The organism is Streptomyces sp. NPDC057253 (assembly GCF_042669125.1).
Taxonomy (GTDB): domain Bacteria; phylum Actinomycetota; class Actinomycetes; order Streptomycetales; family Streptomycetaceae; genus Streptomyces.
In genome coordinates this window covers 47,133-66,111 of sequence record NZ_JBHUXV010000022.1, presented here as the reverse complement: position 1 = coordinate 66,111, position 18,979 = coordinate 47,133, and the positions used below count along the sequence as shown (strand labels likewise).

Sequence of the window (18,979 nt, the reverse complement as noted above, 5' to 3'; positions counted from 1 at the left end):
CTCCCTCAGCCGACGAACGACATGTGCCGGGCGACGTCCATCGCCTGCTCGGCCGTGGACTGCTTGGCGCCGTAGAGGTTGACCGTGATCTGCTTCGTGACCTCTCGGGCGACCGCAGCCGCCGACGTGCCGCCGCCGTAACGGCCGGCCGGGGTGAGCCGGTAACCCATTGCCGCGGCGGTCTTGCCGAGCAGCGCCCGCGAGCGCGCGGAGCCGTTCCACGGGATCCACGACTCGACGTCGCCGGCCTCGCCGCCGAGCACCATCGTGGGCCGGGTGAGGATGCCGCCCGCAGCCATCGCGACCCCGCCCTGCTGGTTCCACTGCCGCACGAACGTGTCCTTGTTCGCAGCGGGCAGGGCTTTGATCTGGGCGGTCATCTTGGGGACCAGGGCGCGGATGGTTCCCACGTCCAGGCCCGCCGCGATCAGATCGGCGAAGCCGCGCCCGGTGCCGCCCCGTAGGGTCGACAGCAGGGTCAGCGCGTTAGTGAGGTCCTCACCTGTCAGCGCGCCCTGGGCGGTGCCTACGGCCTTGTTCGCGGCCGCCGCCTGAGCGGGCGAGGCCACAGCCTGGTGGGCGAGGGCCATCGCCGAGCTGTCGCCCTGGGCAGCGAGCGCCTGGGCGAGGTCCCCGAATCCACGGGCGGCCAGCGCCTGGAGGTCCGCGGCGAACTGCTTCGACTCCGCGGTGCTGGCGCCGAGCTGCTTGGTGAAATCGCTCAGGGTGGCCTTCGCGAGCTCCCCGGTCTTCTGCAACTTGGACACGATCGACTTGAATTGCTTGTCGCTCGCGCTGGCCAGGGCGTTGACGAGGGCGTAGCCCTCCTCGCCCATCCCCTCCAGCATCGCCTTCAGTTCGGCGCCGCCGCGCTGCCCGATCTTCGTCAGGCTCGCCCGCCACTTCAACGTGGCGGCCACCGACTCGTCGAGCTGCGTCTCATACGCACGCAGGTTGAAGGACGTTGGGGTCTTCGCTCCCTTCTTCAACCCCAGCTCGGCGTCGGCGGCGTAGACGTCCTTGCGCTCCCGGGCGACCGTCGCGTCCGCGGCCCGCTTGTCCTTGCGGGCGTCGGCGACCTTGTCCTGGGCGGACTCCAGCTGCTTCTTGGTGTGCTTGCCCTTGCGGACCTTGGCGAGATCCTTCTCCGCGTCCCTGAGCTTGTCGGCCACCTTCTTCTGGTCCTTGAGCGCCTTGTTCAGGTCGTCCCAGGCCTTCTTCAGGTCCGCGATCTCCTGGTCATAGCGCTGCTTCGCGTCCGACGGGCCACCCAGGACCGGCATGCCGGTCGGCGTGTACGTGAAACCGGGGATCCCCCCGTTCGCGAACCACGCCACCTGCCCACCGAGACGCTTCACCGTCTCGGCGGCGATCATCCGCGAGCGCTTCCGCTTGGCAGGGTTGAGGGGGATGTAGGCCTCGTCCCCTGCCTCGTCCTCCGCCCATACCCGCCAGCTGCCCTTCCTGGCGATCTGCGCGACGTGGTTCTCCCGCACCCCGCCGTCGGCGTAGAAGGACAAGATGCTGCCGTTGGCCTGCGCTCCGTAGTCGCGGTGCGCAGGCGCCACCGCAGCCTTAGAGCCCCGCGTGTAGAAGGTCGTCGTGACCGAGACGTTCCGGTCGCGCAGATTGCGGATCGCCTCGGCGAGGGCGTCGACAGCCGCCTTCTGGCCGCCTGTCGGCACGGTGATGACGACGGTCTTGCCCTTCGTGTTCTTGATCTTGAATCCGAGGGCTTCCAGTTGGGCACGGGCCTCGGCGGTCGGCGCCGCCATGGTGATCGTCTTGCCCTTCATCGTGGCGACCTTGTTCTTCACCGCCTCCAGGTCGCTCATCGCCGCCTCGGTCTTGGCGTCGACCTTCGTGCCCACCGAAGGCGGCATCTGGGCGAACGCCCCGATCAGGTTCTCAATGGCGTCCTTGGAGAATCCGGCCTGTTCCATCTGCCGCTTCAGCAGGCCGATGTCCTGCTCCAGGACCTTCTGGCCGGCCGTCTGGCTGTTCGTCTGCTCGGCGACCGCCTGGGCGTGGTCCTGGGCTGCCTTGGCGGCGTCCAGGAACGCGCCCTTGACCGCGCGTCCCTTCTCCGTGCTGACGTCGAGACTGTGGCCGTTGTCCTTCACGGCCTCGCTCAGGTCGGCCAGCGACTGCCGGAACGAGATCTCGCCCTCGGCGGCCGAAATGGCGGTGCCGTTGAGGCCCTTGAGAGCGTCGGCGAGCTTCTCGGCCTCGGTCCGCTGGTCCTGCAACTGGTCGGCGGTCAGGCCGGTTTCCTCAGCCAGCTTGGCCTGGGACTCCGCAGACAGCTTCGTCTGGGTGTCCGCCGCGGTGAGGGCCTCGGCATAGCCGGGCAGCAGAGTCCGCAGCTTCTCCGTGGACGTGCCCTGCTTCTCCGCCTCGACGGCCATCTTGTTGAACGCATCCGCAGCCACGTCAGCCGCGCCGCCCTGGACCAGACTCTTCAGCGCCTCATCAACGCTCTTGATCTTCGTGCGGGCCTGTTCCAGGTCGTAGGCGTCGGATCCCAGGTGAGTGATCGTGTAGAGGCTGTCTCCGACCCGGTCGAGGGCGCCGGGGTGCGCGATGCGGGCGACTGCCTCACCGAAGCCGTCGAGGTCCTTGCCGAACGTCTTCGTCAGCTCGCCGGCCGCCTTGCCGGTCTTCGCGAAGTTCAGCAGCGAGTTCTGAAGGCGCGTCACGGAGGGGGGTGCCGCGTCGAACTGCGACACGAGCTTCTCCGTGCCCCACGACATGGCCTCCAGACCTGCCAGGACGATGCCGAAGCGACCCAGCCCCATCAGAGCCGTGCGCGTGGTCTGGGCGGTCACCCCGAGTGCTACCAGGGCGGTCCGCGTGGCGGCGATGCGCGGGATGAGCAGCAGGATCGCAGCCCCGGCCAGGGCCGCGGCGCCGCCGATGCCCATGAACCCTGTGACCGCCCGCTGGACCTCGGGTGGCAGGCCGTTGTAGGCGTTGACCAGGTTGGTGATCCACTGCGTCATGGTGCGCAGCGTCCCGTTGGCCGCGGTGCCGCCCTCGATCAGGGCGGTCTCGATCGCACCGCGCAGGCGCTCCAGGTCGCCGACCAGGTTGTCGGTCTGTACGGCGGCCATGCGGCCGGCCGCGCCTGCGTCGTTCACGGACCCGACGTACCTGTTGATGCCGTCGGAGCCGAGCTCGTACAGGATCGTCGCCGACCGAACGGCGTCCGCCCCGAAGATGGTCGCCATGGCCGCGTTGCGGGCCTCCGGCGTGAGTTTGCTGAACGAGGTCTTCATTCGCCCGGCCAGTTCCGACAGCCCGACGAACTTGCCCTGCGAGTCGTAGGCCGTGAAGCCCAGCTTGTCCATCATCGCCGCGGCCTCTTTGGACTGCGGGACCAGCCGCTGGAGCATGACCTTCAGCGAGGTACCGGCGTCCGAGCCGATCAGCGCGTGGTCGGCGAAGGCGCTGAGCACGCCCACGGTGTCCTCGATGGACAGGCCGGTCTGGTGGGCGAGCAGGCCGCCCATCCGCAGGGACATCGCCAGGCCGTGCACGTCGGCGGCGCTCTTGTTCGCGCCGGCGGCGAGCAGGTCTGCGATGTGGGTGACGTCCTTGCCCTTCAGGCCGAAGGTGTTCATGGCCTGGGCACTCGTGACGGCCGCCTCGGTGAGGTCGACCTGCCCGGCTGCCGCGAGGGCCAGGGAGCCCTTCAGGGCACCGCCGACGATGTCCGCGGTGCTGATGCCGGCGCGGGCCAGTTCGGCCTCCGCGCGGGCTGCCTCCGTCGCTGTGAAGGACGTCGTCTTGCCCGCGTCGAGGGCGGCCTGCCTCAGCTTCTGCATTTCCGCGCCGGTGGCCCCGGTCACCGCCCGGACGTTGCTGAGTTCTTTGTCGAACCGGGCCGCCGCAGCCGCGGCAACCGCGAAACCGGTGACGAGCGCGGTGCCGGCCGCAGCCCCGACTCCGGCGAGCCGGGAGGTGTTGTCGGCGGCCTGCCTCATCGACCGGGTGTACTGGTTGATGTCCGCGCGCAGCCGGACGGTGACGGTACGGGTGGCCACGGTTCACCCCCCGTCTGGTCTGCGGTAGTCGAGGTGAACGTGCAGGCCCTCTGCAGAGCCCTTGTTCCTGTCCTGGTGGGCCTTCACTGCCTTGGCCGAGGTGGTGCAGGGGTGGCAGCGGATGAGCTCGGCGTTGAACGCGAACTCGTTCTTCGGGTCGGTGGCGAGGTCCCACGGCTGGCCGCACTCGGGACAGGAGTTCTTCTCCGCTTCCAGGAGGGCGAGCGCCCAGGCTCGGTCTTCGTCGAGCCACAGCGGCTCGCCCTCCTGGACGACGCGCCCCATGAACACGCTCCGGGGCACCCCGAAGGCGCGGGCCGCCTCTACTTCCCGCCGGTGAGGCCCGCCAGGAGCGCGGAGGCGGCCAACGAGAAAGGGATGATGTCCGCCGCGTTGTGGACGTCCCAGGCGGCGTCGAACAGCTTTTTGATCTCGCCCTCGTTGATGACCTCGAACAGCTCGATGACCTCGTCCTCGGTCATGACGGGGGCGATGCACGAGGCGGACACGAGAGCCCTGCCGAAGGTGACCGAGTCGAACAGCTCGTTGTCGTTCTCGGAGGGGTGCGCGGCCAGGAGGTCGCTGTAGGCCTTGTCGCCGATGTACCGGAAGGTGAACGGCTCCTCGGCGGCCTTGGCCTGCTCCCGCGCTTCCCTGAGCTGCTGCGAGAGTGCCCGGGCCGGGTGTTCGTCCGTGAGGTCGACGGGCTCCCACTCCTCGGAGACCTTGCCGATCTCCGCGGTGAGGCGTTCCACTTCGCCGGCCAGGTCGCCCCGGAGGCACACCGTGACGGTGCGCTCCCGAGGCTTGGCCTGCGCGAGGATCTCCTGGATGCTGCGCCCCATCAGGCGACCGTCGCAGCCGTCGCCGGAGCGTCGGTCACCTTCATCGGCGACACGAACTTGAGGACTTCGTTCGCGGCCGGGCTGGAGTTCTGCGGCTCACCGCAGGTGATCGGGTAGACCTCGACCTTCTGACCGACCGTCCACGCGGTGGTGTAGGCGACGCCGCGGCGCACCACCAGGAACCCGCTGACGCCGTACTTCAGCGTCGTGAAGGGGGCGTCGTCGCCGACGGTGTCGCCGCGCTTGAAGGTCAGCTCGGTGTCGAAGCCCACCCGGCCCGCGGTCTTGGTGTCGAACGTCGAGGCGAGCGAGGACGTGTCGACGTCCGCGGTGCTGGGGTCGATCTTCAGGCCGTCGGGGGTGATGCGCTTGGTGTAGTCGGCGCCAGCGGTCAGCTCCGCCACGGTCGGGGCGTTGATGTTCGCGACGGTGGACAGCCACGCCACGCGGGTCTTGCCGTCGCTGATCAGGTCAGCCATGAGGCCCTCCAGGGCATGAAAAAGGCCCCGGCCGGGCGGCTCAGGGCTCGAAGGGTTTGGTGGTGGGGCGGGGTCAGATCCGCAGCGCGGCCACGGTGACCGAGGTGGCGGAGCTGTAGCCGATGGCGCACAGGCCGTCGGAGGCGTTCTGGAGCAGGTCCGGGCTGAGCGGGCCGATCATCCGCTCACCGGAGGCGGGGACGGAGACGGTGACGTTGGAGACGGACTGGCCGCGGAAGGCCGCGACCGAGGTGAGCGTCACCGTGACCGGGCTGCCCGCGCCGTTCTTGACGTGCAGGAAGACGCGGTCGCCGACCTCGCACTTGTCGCCTCCGCCGGCCGCGGCCGCGTAGGTGGGTCCGAGTCCGGCCAGGGCGATGACCTGGGTTCCGAGTGTTGCCATGGGGTGCCCTCCATCAGGCAGGTGTTGAACAGATGCGGTACTGGACGGGCAGGAACCACAGCGGCGGGGTGACGTCGTCGTCCCGTGCCAGCGGAGGGCCGCCCAGGTCCTCGGGGGGCCAGCAGGAGCGGCCCTCTACGGTCAGCGGCGCGGCCAGGGCCTTGCGAACCTTGTCGGCCACATACAGGGCGCGCACCGGATCGCCGCCCAGGCAGGTGATCTGCATGGTCGAGTCGAAGTCGGTGCGCTGGTCTGCGAGCGACTCTCGGACGGCCATGCCCGCGTCCGGGTACAGGACGCAGGACTTGTCCGGCGGCGTCCAGCCGCTCGATGTGGGGGTGCCGCCCACGAACACGGTCAGGCCAGCGTCTTCCAGGGCGGCCTGGACGGCGTCGAGGTGCGGCAGCACCTCGGGGACGGTCGCCATCGCTCACATCCCCCAGGCAAGGCCGCGTTCGACGACCAGCGCCATCTGCGCCTCGAACTGCGGAAGTTCCGCGGCCAGGGCGCGCCCGCCGTCGTTGTGGGGCGGGTTCTTCACCGAGCCGTACTCCAGCAGGTTGCCCAGCGCGCCCTGGGTAGCGCCCTTGTCGGGGCCGATCGTCGCCATGACGATGTCCGGGCCGTAGTTGGCGATGTCGAAGCCCACGCTGTTCGGGTAGGCGGGGGCGTGGCGCCCGGAGGACTGTCGGGCGTTCTTGCGCCAGTCCCGCTTGATGTTCATCGCGCCGCGCATGGTGACCGCGCGCGCGTCCCGCCGGGCCCGGGGGATGCTGCGGGCCAGGTGGCGTTCCAGGCGGCGGACGTCGGACATGTCGAAGCGGTTGTCCATCAGGACCTGTCCTCCGTCTTGATCCGCCAGGCGGTGGCCTGGTCGCCGAACTGCACGCCTGTCACCCACAGGATCAGGCCGACCATGCGGGCGTCGAGCGAGTCCAGGACCTCCACCCGCATGCCGGGCAGCACACGGACGCCGGACGGCAGCGGGGTCGACCAGGGCAGCGAGACGGTGTACTCCAGCAGCCGTACCTCGCGGTCGGCGGCCTGGACGTCCTCGCCGGAGGCCTGCGCGACCGACTTCACGCGGGCCTTGCCCTGGTACAGGGTGGTCTTCGCGCCGGGCACCGTGGTGCCGGTGGTCCGGTCGAAGGTGTCGTCGGCCTGCGCGTAGAGGTGCACGGTGTCCCGCATGCGTTCCTCGGCCATGGCCCGGCCGGCGGTGAGGATGGCGTCGAGGTTCACGACGTGCTCACCACCCACACGCATTGGCCGCCCAGTTCCCGCTGGAGGGCGGTGAGTTCGCCCGGCAGCAGGTCGCCGGCCGTCTGGGTGGCTTCGGCTGCGTACACCTCGCGGGCGTCGTCGATGGCCCGCTCGCGCACGCCGGTCTCCATGCCCTTGGGGGTGTTCGCGAGCCGGTCGGCGACCGAGCAGGTGAGTTCCACCAGGCCGTCGGGGAGCGGGTCCCAGCCGCGCTGGTAGGTGACCTGCACGCGGTGCGCGAAGCAGGTCACCAGGCGCAGCCGTTCGCCGTCCCACCACCAGCCGGTCAGCGTGGTGGTGGTGCCGTCCTCGTTGACTGCGGCGACCGTCTGCACCTCGATCACGGGTGGGGCGGGCAGGTCGACGCAGCCGTCCTCGACGGCCAGCTGGACGGTGACGGTGCTGGGGGTGATGGGCTGCCCGGCCGCGCGCCGGATCCTGACCGACGCGCGGGTGAGCAGGCTGACCGCGGACTCTGCGGGCAGCGTGTAGCCGTAGCCTTCGGCGTCCTCGGGGGTCGCCAGGGAGGGGAGAGGCATGGTCCCTCCTCAGCTGCTCGGGGTGCCGTACTTCTCGATGAGGTCGGCCTTGGTCATGCCGTCGGCCTCTTCGGCGTTGGCGCCCTTGACGACGGCCCAGCCCACCCAGTCCGCCTTGACGGCGGTCTTGGACGGCTCGGTCAGCGGGAGGCCCTGCACCTGTGTGCCGGGCTCGGGGACCTTGCCCGCACCGGTGGGTTCGTCGTCGGCGGCCTCGGTGTAGGGGCTGCCGTCTTCGTTGACGCGCTGGAGCATGCCCTTGCGCAGGCGCTCTTCGATCGGCTCGGGCAGCGGCAGGTCCATCGCGTGGATGCCGCCGCCCTCACCGCGCACGTAGATCGTCTCGGCCATGTCAGGTGTTCCTCGGGACCTTGAAGGCGGTGATGGTCATGGCGACGGACGTCTCCACGATCAGAGAGCCGTCGTTCTGGAGGAAGCGGCCGGACTCCACCGGGCCGATCCACTGGGTGGCGCCGTTGGCGACGGTGACGGCGAGGTTGCCCTGCCCGGAGGCGATCGCCAGGGGCAGGGAACCCGCGAGGACGGTCGCGGTGCCGGAGCCGCCGGAGGCGTTGGAGACGCGCAGCAGCGTCAGCTCCGGGAACGCGGCGGCGACCTGGCCGCCGTTGCCCGCGCCGGAGGTGACCGCCGTTCCGGACGGGTCGGCGAGGTTGCCGTTGGGGACGAGGTTGCTGTACGCGACAGCGGTACGGGCCATGGTGGCGAGACCTCCTGATCAGGTCTGGGACGCGATGGCCGTGGCCAGCGCCTCGGGGCGGATGACCTTCGCGCCGTACAGCGCCAGGCCCTTGACGGCGTCCGAGAAGCTCGACTCGGGGCGGTAGGCCTCGGTCTTGTTGATCTGCTCGGCGAAGGAGATCGCGGTGTTGTTGCCCGCGGTGACCACGTAGTCGTCGCCGGTCGGGTTGGGGCAGTTGTTCGACATGTAGATGTCGAAGCCGCCGGCGCGGCCGATGAAGCCGTTGCGCAGGGCGGCGCCCTGGTCGGCGGCCTTGTCGGCGTTGATGAAGTTCGGGTCCAGCAGGGCCCGGCCCTCCAGCCACGGCGGTACGACCATCCACCGGTTCTGGCGGGGCACGTTGGCGTTGTCGAGGGCGACCTTCAGCGGGATGACGACGTTCTTGTAGAAGTTCTCCGGGTTGCCCGTGGGAACGGCGACCGTGCCGAGCTGGTTCGCCGCCTGAGCCTGCGTGTACAGGTTGGCGACGTACTGGTCGACGACGTCCGCGAGGGCGTAGGCGGCCTCGCTCATGGCCTGCGGCATGACGTCGCCCTTGGCCTGGCGCTTGTCGACGTCGTCGACCTTGAAGGCCCAGTACTTCGACTGGTCGACGACCAGCGTGCGCTGGGCGTCGTTGAGCTCTTCGGGCGTGATGACCGTCGAGTTCGGGTTGTAGGTGCCGATCGTGGGCCGGGAGATCGAGGTGATGCGGACGGTGTCGCCCGCCTCCTGGATCTCGCCCTCGTAGTCGCGGTTGACCATGCCGGGACCGGCGTAGATCAGCTCCTTGCGGAGGGCGACCAGGAGCTTGGCGGACCAAATCTCCGGCCGGAAACGCTTGATGGACATCAGTTTCCTCTCGGGTGGCTATCCGCCGAGGTAGTCGCGCAGCTGACCCTTGCGGTGAGCCTCGTCGATCTGCTCGGGCGTCATCTTCTGGACTTCTTGCTCGGTGAACTGCTTGGGCCCGCCGCGCCCTTTGCGGGCGCCTCCGTCCCCGGTCCCCTGGAACCTGGCCTCGGGTGCCTTTGCGGCAACTCCCAGGTAGGGGCGTTCTTTCAGGAGGTCTTCGATCGCGTCGGCGATGTCGTCCTCGTCGACCTGGCCGTCCTCGTCGACCTCGAACTGGGTGAGGTCGAGGAACTGGAGGGCGTCGCGCGGGTTGATGAGCTTGCCCGCGGCGGCGGCCCGGATCTCCGAGCGGACGATCCGGGCGTTGGCCTTGGCGGTGGCCGCCTTGTCGGCCTCGCTGCGGATCCGCTCCGGGTCGTCGGCGTTGGCGCCGGAGCCCTTGATCTGGTCGCGCTCGGACTCGGCGGCCTTGCGCCGCTCGCGTTCCTTGCGCAGCTTCTCCTTCATGGAGGCCAGGGCCTTCTTGCCGGGGTCGCCGAGCTGGTCGGCGCCCTCCGGGTCGGCGTCGTCGTCGCCGTCCTGGTCGTCGTCACCGTTCCCGGTGTCGTCGTCCTGATCGTCGATGTCGTCCCCGCCTTCACCGCCGTCGTCGGTGTCGTCGTCCTCGTCGTCGCCGCCGCCGCTGGCATACAGCACGGGCGACAGGGGGCCGACGGCGTAGGGGTGGGACCAGCCCGCGACGTGCGCGCGGGCCCAGCGGGGCAGGGTGGACAGATCCATCGGTGCTCTCCCATTGCGGAAGTAGGGCCCGGACGTTGCGCCCGGGTCAGGTCAGGTAGCCGAAGCGGCGCAGGAGCCGGATCGCGTCCTCGCGGTCGGTGGCAAGCCGGTAGATCTCCTCCGGCAGCAGGCGGGGGCTGCGCAGTTCGAAGCGGGGCAGGCCTCGCCGGGCTTCGATGCGGTCGCGGGCGAAGCGGGTGCCGGTGCGGGCCTCGGCGCGGGCCCGCTCTGCGCGGTAGAAGGCGCCGCGGCGGGTGGTGCCCTCGCGGGTGGCGGCGACACGGCGGGCGTAGGCGTCGGCGGTGTACATGCCGCGGCGGGCGTTGATGACCTGCGCCATGTCGGCGCCGTCACGGATCGCGCGGGCGCCGTCCACGGTGAAGATGCGGTCCTGCTCGGCGCGCGAGAGGCTGTCGAAGTAGCCGCGCGGGTTGATGAATCCGGCGGCGCCGCGGCCGGGCTGGGTGGTCGGGGTGAAGCTGTCCGAGCCGAGCCGGCCGCGGTTCTGGTTGCGGGCGATCAGTGTGGTCGGCAGGTGGATGCAGTCGCACCGCGGGTGCCGCTGAAAGCCCTTGTTCCAGCCGAACTCCTTGCCCGCCAGGATCACGCACCGCGCGCACGCGGGCGGTTGGACCACCCGCACGTAGCCCTGGATCGTGCGCCGCCCGGCGATACCGACGCCGACCGCGCCGCGGCCTGCGTCGGCGACCTCCGAGCGCATGATCGTGGCCAGCAGACCGCGGCCGGCCCCGAGCGCCTGCCGGGTGCTGGCGCCCCCGCGGATGGCCTCGAAGGTGGTGAACAGCGGGCGCATCACCAGGGTGTCCAGGCTCCGCCCGTCGGCCGCGACCCCGGCGAACGCGGCCGGGTTCACCGCGAATGCCGCCTCCTCGGCGTCCTCGGCAGCCGCCACGGCGCCGACGTAGTCGTTCGCGCCGCTCGCCGCCGCGAGTTGCCCGGCAGTCAGCACCGTGACCAGGCGCGGCCCGACCGTACTCCAGGACGCGCGCAGGTGGTTGGCGTCGAGCAGGCCCCACTCGCGCAGGGCCGCCGCCATGGTCGTCGCCGCGATCCGCCGCTGCTGTGCGAGGTGACGGCTCGCCAGAGTCAGCGGCTCCGTCACGGCACCCCACCGTCCGCAGGATCAGGCTGCGGAGTGGGGTCGGCCTCGGGCGGGATGCTCCCGCCGGCGCCCAGCATGGCCGCGACCGGGTCCTGCTCCGCCTCACGCTGCCGCATCTCCATCAACACGGTGACCTCGGTCGGCGTCAGCCCGAACCGGAGCGCGAGCCACTCGAAGGGGAAGCCGATCTGCTTCAGCTTCAGCAGCGAGTCCGTCAGCTGAGCCAGGTTCCGCGACTGCGGGTCCTTCCACAGCACCGAACCCCCGGCCAGGGCCTTGCCCTTGCCGTCCTCGCCGCGGGCGAGACAGATGAGCTGGAACACCTCGCGAAGGGCCTGGCCGAACCAGAGCTGCTTTTCCTCGGTCCGCTTCACCAGGCCGGTCTCCGCCGCGATCAGCGCGTCCCCGGACAGGTTGGCCATCTTCCCCACCAGGTAGTGCTGCGGGGTGCGGGTCTGCGCGGCGATGTGCCCCACGCACACCTCGATCACCTCGGTATACGCCGTGAGCTGCGCAGCGGGCCAGGAATCGATCTTCGCTTCCGGGTTCTCCAGCCACAGGATGCGGTCGGTGACGAACTTCTTGAGGTCGATCGGCCGCTCGCCGACCTTCTGCCCGTTCGAGTCGAGGATCGGCACCTTCGGCACCTCGGCACCGGTGACGATCCGCTGCTGAAGGGAGGCGTAGTCGGCGTTGGTGAACAGCAGCGCCCACAGCAGGTTGATGGCGTCCTGCATGGCGATCACGCCGGAGACGTCCGAGACGGGCTCGGAGGCCAGCAGCGGCCGGTTCGGCAGCTCCACCATCGGCACCACGCCCATGGGGTTGGGCTGCGGGTTCGGCTCGCTGCCCATCTCGCGCGGTGTCCAGGAGTCCATCACCGCGTCGGCCTCCGCCATCTGCGGCGACTTCTTGTCACCCGCAGACAGCGGCCGCTCGAACTTCCACACCTCGTCCTTCAGGTAGAGGGTGGCGTACTCGCTGAAGCCGTCCTGCCACATCTTCATGGCGGCCCGGCGCCGGCGGCGGGAGCCGGGCTCGTACTGGACGATCGCGGAGGAGGCGTCCTCGAAGGTGACGCACGGGGTGTCCTCGTCGTCCGGGTCGCCCCACACCAGCACGAAGCAGCGGGCCGCGTTCCCGGCCCCGAGGAAGCCGAGCTGGCTGTCGGCGTCCAGGCCGTTGCGCTGCCACACACCCCACAGATCGGCGTCCGCCTTCACCTCGCCGGGCACCTGTACCCCGGTGACGGTGAGCCGTTCCACCGGGCTGTCGGCGACCGGCTGCGTCCAGTTGTCCGAGAATCCCGCGTACCGGTCCGCGCAGTACTTACGGAACTCGTCCGAAGCGAAGCGAAGCGGGTGCTTGCCCCGGTAGTAGCGGTCGTGCTTCAGCACGTCGATCGACCGGGTCGTCAGCTCCGTCGCGAGGACGTCGACCAGGCGGCGGGCCTGTTCCTCCGTAGCCACGCGCACCCCCTCTCAAGCCGTGTAGGCGTAGTAGGTGGGCGGCGGCTCCGCCTGCCCTGCTGCGATCGCGTCGCCGGCCGCCTCGTGGGCGAGCAGGGCACACATGCCGAGGTCGATCTTCTGAGCCACGGACGCCTTGCGGAGCACATAGCGGTTCGACGGACGGGCCGCCTTGCGGGCGTTGCCGACGTGCACCGCGGTGGTCGGGCAGCCGTCGTGCGTGAACGTGCTGTCCTTCTTGTTCACGTCGGTGACGAGCCGCTCGGCCGCCGCGTGGGCCTGCGTGGTGCGGGCGGTGTACCAGCGGACCACCCGCTTCTCTCCGTACCGGTCGGCCCACACGTCCACCTCGGTCTCCCAGTAGGGCGGGTCGAAGTAGCCGCGCACGACGTCGTACCGGGCGAAGATCTCGTCCATCGCCGCGTCGACTTCCAGGCGCGGCACCTGGCCGTCCCAGTCGGCCGGATCCCAGATCGTTGGGCGCCGGTCGGGCCCGTAGGTGGGCGTGAACTGGTAGCCGGTCATGGTCTCCAGGCGGATGCCGGTCCAGTCGTCGACGTCGGAGCCGTCGAAGCCGAGAGCGACGCGGGTCTTGGCCGGGACCGATTGCGGCAGCGCACGGGCGTCCCAGCGGTCCTTGTCGATCCAGGCCCCGGTGCCGGCCACGATGCGGTTCAGGTAGTACCGCTCGGCCTGCGCGGGGTCGGTCTCAGCGATCTCCAGCATCTCGGCGTCGATGCGGTCGATCGACACCCAGCCGAACGGCTTCTTCGCCGAGTCCCCGTAGGCGACCCGCAGGGCCTTTCGGCGCTCCGCCTTGTTCGCCAGCGACGCGGGCGGTGCCATCCGGTGGTCCCGGTAGATGTCCTTCGCCTTGGCCTCGCTGGTGCGCTGCGCCACGGACTGCTCGGAGGGGTCCCACGCGTTCGTGGTCTCCACCGCGCGCCCACCGGTACCGGACAGGTTGCGCCGCTGCGTGGTGGCGATCGTCCACCCGCCGTTGGACTCCACCCAGCAGTGGGTCTCGTCCTGCACGGCGAAGGTGATGCGCTGCCCCAGGCGGGCGTTGCGCGAGCTGGTGACGGGCTCAATGAGCCCGCCGCCGGGCACGTTGATGCGGGTCTCGCCGGTGTCCGGGATGAGATCCGCAAGGGGCCCTTCCTCGATCATCGGGGTGAGCGCCCGGTACACGTTGTCCGTCTGGTCCTCGGACGTTGCAGTGACCTGGATCCACGGCGTGGCCCACGGCATGCCGACCGGCTCGCCGCTTGCGTCCCAGCCGCCGAAGCGGACCGGGCCCACGGCTTCCGCGCAGATCATCGCGGCGGTCAGCGGACCCTTGCCCCACTTCTGCGGGCGGACCAGCAGGGAGCGGCGGTAGGCCCATGCCGCCTGCCACTCGTCACCTATGGCTTCCGGCTTGATGCGGTAGTGCCAGACGAGGAAGTTCCACATCTCGTCCGTGAGGAGGTACGGCTCGCCGAGGCGGTCGCCGTCGGGGATGACGCAGTTCTCCTCGATCCACTCGCCGACCAGCCAGCCCAGCGTGGGGAACTCACCCGGATAGTCAGGACCCCGCCACGGCACTGGAGTCGACCACCCTCATGCGCTGCCGAGCACTGGGACGCCCGGTCGCGGCCGGCCGTTCCTGGCGCTGCTCGGCGACCTCGTCCGCGGCGATCTCCCACCGCAGGCGCAGCATGGCCAGCGGGGTCAGACCGATACGGTCCGACAGCTGCCGGGCCTCCTTCGCCGCCTCCAGGCTGCCGAGCTCAGCGAGCACCTTCCACCGCACGTACTGAGCCACGTCACGCGTCCAGCCCAGCCGCTCCCAGGCACAGGCCTGCGGGGTCTTCCACAGCTCCCGCCACAACGCCCGCTCCAGCTTGCGCTGTTCGGCCAGTTGCAGCGCGATGGTCTCCACCTCGATGTCGAGCTCGTCGACCTGCCGCTCCAGCCGGGCCCGCCGCGGCCCCGGTTCGGCCTCGTCCAGCTGGTACCGCAGCCGTTCGGCCTTGGCCGACAGGACAGAGTGCCGGGCCTTGAGCGCGACGTCGTCCAGCAGCGGCCATGTCGGGGGCTTTCCCTCACGTCCACCAGAGGGCAGGCGGGTCATGGCGATCGTGGCGTTGCGCCGGCGTGCGCCCTTCCCGTCTGGTCCAGCCGGTTTCGGTGCCGGTCCCATTCCACCCATGTGATCACTCTCCTCGTGCCGTTGCGGCACGTCAGCGGCCCCGTCATTGCGACGGAGCGGGGTCACACAGGGTCACGGGAGGGGGCACTTCCCCGACCTCCCAGACCCGTACATGCGGCGAGCCACCTCCCCGGCGGTCCTCCGGACGATCTTGGTTGGGGGTCACCCCCCGGGGTGATCATGGATCTCGTCACGGTCCGTGACTGTCTGGCCTGCGGGCAGGTCCAGGTCGATGACCAGCGGTGACACGCGCTCGATCGTCCAGGCCTTGTCCCGGTCGCGGGGGTCGATGAGCTTGCCGCCGGCGTCGTTCAGGCGGAAGGTCTCGTAGCGGATGAAGCGCTGGCCGGCCTCCTGCTCGATGCTCAGCCAGTCGCTGGCCACCGTGCTCGGGTCGATGTGGTTCGCGCTCAGCCATGCCGTGAGCACCGCGCGGTGCTGTGGCACCGTCGTGCGGTCGAACACCCTGAGCACGATGGCGTCAGGCATGGGCGCGAGCGGTGCGAGTGCTGCCGTGTTGATGTCCTCCTCGAACACGGCGACCGAGCTGAGGGCGAGGGCGTGGCGCAGGCTGAGCAAGCCGTCGTGCAGCGCGTCCAGTGCGTCCTCGCTCGACACTCCGATGTTGCCGATGAGCAGGACGTCGCCAGGCTTGAGTACGACGGTGCGTGCGCTGGTGTCCTTCATCGGTTCCACCCTCCTGGTTGGTGCCGTGCTGTCACGCTGCTGTGGCACGGGCCGCACAGTCCGCGTCCGTACTGCGGGTCGTTCGGGTTGAGGCCGGCCTGGACCAGGGCCCGGCGGTCCTGGGGGTAGTGGTCGGCATGCCGGGACTGGGCACCGCACGGGCTGCCGTGCTTGTGGCTCTGGTCGGTGCACACGCACGTGGGGTCGCGCCGGAGGACGGGCTTACGGAAGAGGACCTCGTGGTCCTGGCCGTAGCCGCGGTCTCGTGCGCTGCCTCGTGCCTGCTCTGCCTCGCGGCGGTGCTTGTCGCACTTGCCGTCGCGGGTGTACTCGGGGCAGCGGGGGACGTTGCAGACGCGGAGCCGCTTGGGCTTGGGCATGGCGTCTCCCGTCCGTATCGTGCTGCGCCTACGACTTGGGGGATTGATGGGCGAGAGAGGTGGCACGGGGCGGCCGTTCACGGCCGTGGAGAAGGCGGCGATGGGTTTCGCCGCGCTGGTGATGGGGCTCGTCTGCTTCAACAGCTGCGGCGGGGATGACGGGGCGAGCGAGGGCGACGCCGAGTCGACGACGTCAGCGGCGGCGGTGGGCGGGGCGGAGTCTTCGCACATGCGGCCGGTGGTGCAGTCCGGGTTCTCGGAGTGGCCGTTCACCGTGGCGTCGGGGACGCTGCGCTGCCGCTCGGGCAGCGAGGTGACGTTCGAGCCGGCGGGCGGCCCCGAGTACGCGGTGAACGGGACGGCGAAGGGGGCGGGGTATCCGCCGATCACGCCTATCTGGGCGGATGACGAGGACCTGGGCTACGGGCTGAAGGTGGATATCTCCGAGGTGCTGGCCGCTGGCCGCTCCTTGTGCTGAGCGTGGCTCCTGCGGGTTGTGGGCGGCGGTGCGGGGTGGCTGCCGTATCCACCCGCCTGCGGTCGTGACCCGCTCTTCCGCACCGTCGCCAGGCACGACGAAGCCCCCGGCCGGGGTGGTGGCCGGGGCTTCGTGTGCGTCTGTGGTGCCTGCTTCGGGGCACAGTTGTTCACCGAGATCGTTACACGCTGTCTGACCTGCGGTCAAGCGGCGGCGCGTTCGCGGCGTTTGGCGAGGAGGGCGGCGACGTCTGTGGCGGCGTAGAGCGGGTGGCGTTCGGTGCCTGCCGTGCGCTTCAGCTGGCCTCGGTGGACGAGGAGGCGGACGCTGGCGGGCTTGATGCCGAGGGCTCTGGCGACGTCGCTGGTGCCGTAGAAGCCGGGCGGGATGTCGGCGGAGTTCATGCGTCCATGATGCCGCCCTGCCGGGGTTCTCGGGGGTGATCCTCTACCCCCTCTAGCCCCACTACTTCGCAGGTGGGGGCCCACTACAGGGGGGTCTACGACGGTAGAGACCCCCCTCTAGATCCACTCGCCGGGTAGTGGGGATCAAGAGGGGGGTCTCGTAGTGGGGTTGGTAGTGGGGTCCCCCTCTACCGGGCGTTGAGGAGTTCGGCGGGCATGGCCGCTTCGAGGTCCTCGCGGCGGTATCCGGCGAGGTTCTTGCCGCCGATGTTGACCTGCTTGGTGGTGCGCTTCACGCCGGCGTCTTCGAGCTCCTTGGCGAGGCGTTCGGCGTCCCAGTCGCCGTAGTCCTCGTCGAGGTTCTCCAGGCGGGCGAGCAGGTCGACGGTGTGCATCTTGACGCTGTGCCGCATGACGGCGAGGCAGTCGGACAGGACGGGGCTGATGGTGACGCCGCTCGCGTCGGCGATGGCGGCCGGGTCGCTGGCGGCGTCTCCGGTGAGCTGTCCGCAGGCTTCGCGCAGGGCGCGGCCCTTGGCGCACATGGTGTTGAAGGCGGCGGTCTCCAGCATGTCGGCCTTGACGGTGACGAACGAGGCAGGGCCGGTGACCAGCACACCGACGCCCTTGTGCTCCTCGGACAGGACGGAGGCGTCGGCGCCCTGGGCGGCCTTGCCCTTGCCGAGCACCATGTCGCTGGACGTCTGGTCGACGACCTGGGTGGAGTAGCGGATGGTGATGATCTCGCGGAGCTTGGTCGGTACGGACTTGGCGTCGGGGCGCTGGGAGGCGTAGTTGGAGACGAACCCGGCCGCAGGGCCGCGGCGGGCGATGCGCGCCATGTCGTTGATGATCTCCTCGCGTTCCTGGTCGTCGACGGCCAGGAAGGCTTCTTGCAGCTCATCGACGGTGAACAGGATGAACGGCATGTTGTAGCGCTTGACGATCTCGGGGGTGAGCTTGCCCTCGGGGCAGATGGAGGTGGGCAGGCCACGCAGGAGGGAGAAGCGGCGCTCCATCTCCGCCAGGAGCTCCTTGAGCAGGGCCTTGAAGGCGAGGATCGCGTCTTCTTCGGCGCCGAGGACCAGGCGGTGGGCGACCTGCCGCATCTGGATCCAGTCCTGGCCGCCCTTGAAGTCGGCGACGTAGTGCCGCACGTAGGGGTCGAGGAGGCCGGCGGCGGTGAGCAGGCGCTGGCTGAAGGTCTTGCCGCGCCGGGGCAGGCCGCCGAAGAACATGGACTGCCACACGATCGGGAGGGTGACGCGGTTGCCGCGGGCGTCCTGGCCGAAGGGGATGGGCTCCCAGATGCTGAAGGTGTCCATCTGCTCCAGGGGCGAGGGGTTGGGCGGGGCCAGGTAGGGGTCATCGTCGGCGACCCACATGGAGACGCGGCCCGCGTTGCCGCCGGCAGCTGCGCGGACGCGGGACATGATGACCTGGATCTCGTCGACGCCGAGCTCGGCGGCGATGGCGGTGCGCTTGGCGAGGACGTCGGCGGCGGTCTTCCCTCCGCCCTTGGGCAGGTCGAAGATGCAGCTCCAGCCGTTGCCGTCGCGCAGCGGCCCCATGACGCAGTTGACCTTGGGGCCCTCGTCGTCGCCCTTGCCGGGCTTGAGCAGGCCGGTGGCGCGCAGGGCGTCGTTGAGCTGCTGGGAGTCCATGGCGATGCGCAGCGGCGGCGTGCCGTGGTCGAGGATCTGTGCCTCGTCGGACCAGCCGATGGCGGTGAGTCCGCCGCAGGCGATGCAGCCTGCGGCGATCTGGAGGCCGAGGGCGGCGTAGTTGAGGGCGACGGCCGCCGCGGAGACGAGGCCGAGGGCGGCGCCCCACCGCCACCTGCGGGCTTCGGTGCGCTCGCGGTGGGCGACCTGGTAGCGCAGGGCGAGGGCTTCGTCTTCGGGCTTGTCGCGGGTCTGGGCGCGCAGGGCCTTGACGGTGCGGGTGTGGTCGTCGGCGGTGAGGACGGGCCACAGGCGTCGGCCGCCACGGTAGGCGCCGCGGGCGGAGTATCCGACGACCTTGACGGCGTACTTGGGGCTGCGCACGGCGTGGTAGCGGGCGTGCCACCAGGTGACCTTGACGAAGGCGCCGCTGTTGGCGCGGACGGAGGCCCAGTTGCGCGCCCAGGCCGGGAGGATGGGGGCGTCGGGGACGGTGAGCCAGTCGGCGAGGGGGTTGTCGGGACGGTCGACGGCTTCGACGTCCTCGGTGGCGTCCTGGGCGTCCTGGAAGGCGTCCTCTAGCGGCTTGATCAGGATGTCGGTCATGCTGGGGGCTTCCTGCCTCTTGCTG

At 70.2% G+C, this 18,979-nt stretch carries 22 protein-coding genes; 1 reads left to right on the top strand and 21 read right to left on the bottom strand.

The window, feature by feature from the left end; all coding sequences use genetic code 11:
• Positions 1–5: 5 nt before the first annotated feature.
• The 19 genes from ACFULQ_RS15020 to ACFULQ_RS14930 form a co-directional block, all read right to left on the bottom strand.
• Positions 6–4,046, bottom strand: a complete 4,041-nt coding sequence (locus tag ACFULQ_RS15020) for a phage tail tape measure protein (RefSeq protein WP_383543216.1) — start codon at positions 4,044–4,046, stop codon at positions 6–8.
• Positions 4,047–4,049: 3 nt separating this feature from the next.
• Positions 4,050–4,331 (bottom strand): hypothetical protein, encoded by a 282-nt coding sequence (locus ACFULQ_RS15015; RefSeq protein ID WP_383543214.1) that lies wholly within the window; start codon positions 4,329–4,331, stop codon positions 4,050–4,052.
• 38 nt (positions 4,332–4,369) lie between these two features.
• The gene (locus tag ACFULQ_RS15010; protein ID WP_383543213.1) at positions 4,370–4,891 is read right to left on the bottom strand and encodes a hypothetical protein; all 522 of its coding nucleotides are present in this window, start codon (positions 4,889–4,891) and stop codon (positions 4,370–4,372) included.
• Entirely contained in the window at positions 4,891–5,370 is a 480-nt protein-coding gene (locus ACFULQ_RS15005; protein ID WP_383543210.1) for a hypothetical protein, read from the bottom strand. Before ACFULQ_RS15005 ends, ACFULQ_RS15010 begins: the two co-directional genes overlap by 1 nt.
• Before the next feature lie 73 nt (positions 5,371–5,443).
• Positions 5,444–5,773 (bottom strand): hypothetical protein, encoded by a 330-nt coding sequence (locus tag ACFULQ_RS15000; protein ID WP_383543208.1) that lies wholly within the window; start codon positions 5,771–5,773, stop codon positions 5,444–5,446.
• A 13-nt stretch (positions 5,774–5,786) separates the two neighbouring features.
• The gene (locus tag ACFULQ_RS14995; RefSeq protein WP_383543206.1) at positions 5,787–6,200 is read right to left on the bottom strand and encodes a hypothetical protein; all 414 of its coding nucleotides are present in this window, start codon (positions 6,198–6,200) and stop codon (positions 5,787–5,789) included.
• A gap of 3 nt (positions 6,201–6,203) precedes the next feature.
• Positions 6,204–6,605, bottom strand: a complete 402-nt coding sequence (locus tag ACFULQ_RS14990) for a hypothetical protein (protein WP_383543204.1) — start codon at positions 6,603–6,605, stop codon at positions 6,204–6,206.
• Positions 6,605–7,015 carry a DUF6093 family protein gene (locus tag ACFULQ_RS14985; protein ID WP_383543201.1) on the bottom strand — a complete coding sequence of 137 codons (411 nt, stop codon included), beginning with the start codon at positions 7,013–7,015 and terminating at the stop codon, positions 6,605–6,607. Before ACFULQ_RS14985 ends, ACFULQ_RS14990 begins: the two co-directional genes overlap by 1 nt.
• Positions 7,012–7,575 carry a hypothetical protein gene (locus ACFULQ_RS14980; protein ID WP_383543199.1) on the bottom strand — a complete coding sequence of 188 codons (564 nt, stop codon included), beginning with the start codon at positions 7,573–7,575 and terminating at the stop codon, positions 7,012–7,014. The genes ACFULQ_RS14985 and ACFULQ_RS14980 overlap by 4 nt, the downstream gene beginning before the upstream one ends.
• A gap of 9 nt (positions 7,576–7,584) precedes the next feature.
• On the bottom strand, positions 7,585–7,926 hold the full coding sequence (locus ACFULQ_RS14975; protein WP_383543197.1) for a hypothetical protein: 342 nt from the start codon (positions 7,924–7,926) through the stop codon (positions 7,585–7,587).
• Position 7,927: 1 nt separating this feature from the next.
• A complete protein-coding gene (locus ACFULQ_RS14970) occupies positions 7,928–8,293 on the bottom strand; it encodes a hypothetical protein (RefSeq protein WP_383543195.1) in 366 nt (121 codons plus the stop codon).
• An 18-nt stretch (positions 8,294–8,311) separates the two neighbouring features.
• Positions 8,312–9,166 (bottom strand): P22 phage major capsid protein family protein, encoded by an 855-nt coding sequence (locus tag ACFULQ_RS14965; protein WP_383543192.1) that lies wholly within the window; start codon positions 9,164–9,166, stop codon positions 8,312–8,314.
• Positions 9,167–9,184: 18 nt separating this feature from the next.
• Positions 9,185–9,949 (bottom strand): hypothetical protein, encoded by a 765-nt coding sequence (locus tag ACFULQ_RS14960; RefSeq protein WP_383543190.1) that lies wholly within the window; start codon positions 9,947–9,949, stop codon positions 9,185–9,187.
• A gap of 46 nt (positions 9,950–9,995) precedes the next feature.
• Complete coding sequence (locus ACFULQ_RS14955) at positions 9,996–11,072, bottom strand: hypothetical protein (RefSeq protein ID WP_383543187.1); 1,077 nt, start codon at positions 11,070–11,072, stop codon at positions 9,996–9,998.
• On the bottom strand, positions 11,069–12,541 hold the full coding sequence (locus ACFULQ_RS14950; protein WP_383543185.1) for a phage portal protein: 1,473 nt from the start codon (positions 12,539–12,541) through the stop codon (positions 11,069–11,071). Before ACFULQ_RS14950 ends, ACFULQ_RS14955 begins: the two co-directional genes overlap by 4 nt.
• A gap of 12 nt (positions 12,542–12,553) precedes the next feature.
• Positions 12,554–14,128: a hypothetical protein gene (locus ACFULQ_RS14945; protein ID WP_383543183.1), complete on the bottom strand. Its 1,575-nt coding sequence runs from the start codon at positions 14,126–14,128 to the stop codon at positions 12,554–12,556.
• Entirely contained in the window at positions 14,109–14,657 is a 549-nt protein-coding gene (locus ACFULQ_RS14940) for a hypothetical protein (RefSeq protein ID WP_383543180.1), read from the bottom strand. Before ACFULQ_RS14940 ends, ACFULQ_RS14945 begins: the two co-directional genes overlap by 20 nt.
• Before the next feature lie 240 nt (positions 14,658–14,897).
• Positions 14,898–15,422 carry a hypothetical protein gene (locus ACFULQ_RS14935; RefSeq protein WP_383543177.1) on the bottom strand — a complete coding sequence of 175 codons (525 nt, stop codon included), beginning with the start codon at positions 15,420–15,422 and terminating at the stop codon, positions 14,898–14,900.
• Positions 15,419–15,802 carry a holin gene (locus ACFULQ_RS14930; protein WP_383543174.1) on the bottom strand — a complete coding sequence of 128 codons (384 nt, stop codon included), beginning with the start codon at positions 15,800–15,802 and terminating at the stop codon, positions 15,419–15,421. Before ACFULQ_RS14930 ends, ACFULQ_RS14935 begins: the two co-directional genes overlap by 4 nt.
• Before the next feature lie 46 nt (positions 15,803–15,848).
• Between ACFULQ_RS14930 and ACFULQ_RS14925 the strand changes: the two genes are divergently transcribed.
• Positions 15,849–16,280 (top strand): hypothetical protein, encoded by a 432-nt coding sequence (locus ACFULQ_RS14925; RefSeq protein WP_383543171.1) that lies wholly within the window; start codon positions 15,849–15,851, stop codon positions 16,278–16,280.
• 203 nt (positions 16,281–16,483) lie between these two features.
• Here the strand turns inward: ACFULQ_RS14925 and ACFULQ_RS14920 are convergent, their stop codons facing one another.
• Entirely contained in the window at positions 16,484–16,684 is a 201-nt protein-coding gene (locus ACFULQ_RS14920; protein WP_383543168.1) for a helix-turn-helix domain-containing protein, read from the bottom strand.
• 188 nt (positions 16,685–16,872) lie between these two features.
• Positions 16,873–18,954: a cell division protein FtsK gene (locus tag ACFULQ_RS14915; RefSeq protein WP_383543165.1), complete on the bottom strand. Its 2,082-nt coding sequence runs from the start codon at positions 18,952–18,954 to the stop codon at positions 16,873–16,875.
• Positions 18,955–18,979 lie beyond the last annotated feature (25 nt).